The sequence below is a fragment of the Streptosporangium sp. NPDC023615 genome, from assembly GCF_040640155.1.
Lineage (GTDB): Bacteria > Actinomycetota > Actinomycetes > Streptosporangiales > Streptosporangiaceae > Streptosporangium.
Map to the genome: position 1 here is coordinate 1 of NZ_JBFABE010000172.1, position 1,583 is coordinate 1,583.

Here is a 1,583-nt window from a genome sequence, read left to right on the forward strand (position 1 = left end):
CCGGAGGTCCCCGAAGCGGAGGCCTCGTGCTCGACGGGCTCGGCCCCGGCGTCGGTGTCCGGCCGGGGCCCTTCCGGCGCCGCCCGTCGCCTTCCCCGGTGATCCCCCCGAATCTCCGGCGACCTCGCCGCTCCCGTCGATATCGCCTGTTCCGGCGAAAGGTAAGGTCGGCGGGTGGCGGGAATCGAGGGGCCGTTCTGGCGCGCGGTCGCGGTCTTCCGGGTCGCCTCCCTGGTGTACTCGGTGGTCCTGTTCGCCCGCGCCGGGGGGTACGCCCACCCGGCCGTCGGCGGTGTGGTGATCGGCGTCATGGCACTGTGGACCGCGGCGACGATCTTCGCCTACTCCGTCGAGGAGTTCCGCGGCCGGCCGCTGCTCGCCGCCGACATGCTCGTGACCGTGGGCTGCCTGCTCGCCTCCCCCGCCGTGCAGGGCCCCTACCGGCCCGGTGACCTCCCGGTCACCGGCACCTGGATCGGCGGCGCGGTGCTCGCCTGGGCCGTGTACGGCGGACGGCGGGCGGGCGCCGTGGCCGCGTTGATCGTCTCGTCGGCCGACCTGTGGCTGCGCGCCGTCCCCGGTGGTCTCGAGACGCTGCCCGTCAACGGCACCGTCCTGCTCTTCCTCGCGGGCGCGGTCGTCGGGCACGTCGCCCGGCTGGCGAGGTCGGCCGAGGAGCGCATGCAGCGGGCGATCGAGATGGAGGCCGCGGGGCGCGAGCGCGAGCGGCTCGCCCGCGGCATCCACGACTCGGTGCTCCAGGTGCTCGCGCTGGTCCAGCGGCGCGGCCAGGAGATCGGCGGTGAGGCGGCCGAGCTGGGCCGGCTCGCCGGCGAGCAGGAGGCCGCCCTGCGCGAGCTGGTCAGGCTCCGGCCCGAGCCGCCCGCCGCGGGCAGCGCCGACCTGGGCGCCCTGCTGCACCGGTACGGCTCGGCCACGGTCACCGTCTCGGCCCCGGCGACCCCGCTGACCCTGTCCGCGGTCGCCGCGGCGGAGGTGTCGGCCGCGGTCGGGGCCGCCCTGGACAACGTCGCCAGGCACTGCGGCGAGCGGGCGCCCGCGTGGGTCTTCGCCGAGGCCGACGACGGGCTGGTCACCGTGACCGTCAGGGACGAGGGGCCGGGCATCGCCCCCGGACGCCTGGAGGAGGCCGCGGCCGACGGCCGGCTCGGTGTCGCGCAGTCCATCCGGGGCCGCATCGCCGATCTCGGCGGCACGGTCACCGTGATCTCCGCGCCGGGGCGGGGGACCGAGATCGAGATGTCGGTCCCCGCCGGGTGACGGACGACCGGCGCCCCGGCTCCGACCCCGGCCCCGCCCCCGCCCCTGACCCCGCTCCCCACCCGGCTCCGGCTTCGCTCTCGGTTCCGGCCATGACCCCGCTCCCGTTCCCGGCCCCGGCCCGGTCGCCGTCCCCCGTCGTCCCGAGGAGAGCGGCGGGAGACCCGCGCCGCCGCGCGTTCTAATACTACAACAACAGATTGTGATGGCTTAGCCTGGTCGCATGTCGAGTGCGGTGACCGCTGAGGATCTTCAGGTATGGATGACGGGCCTGGATGATCTGTTCGCTCGGGTGGCGGGTC

The 1,583-nt window shown here is 75.8% G+C and carries 1 protein-coding gene; it reads left to right on the forward strand.

Annotation, left to right across the window (positions count from 1 at the left end; all coding sequences use genetic code 11):
* Positions 1 to 174 precede the first annotated feature (174 nt).
* Complete coding sequence (locus AB0G16_RS38735; protein WP_362816015.1) at positions 175 to 1,281, forward strand: DUF5931 domain-containing protein; 1,107 nt, start codon at positions 175 to 177, stop codon at positions 1,279 to 1,281.
* Positions 1,282 to 1,583: the final 302 nt, after the last annotated feature.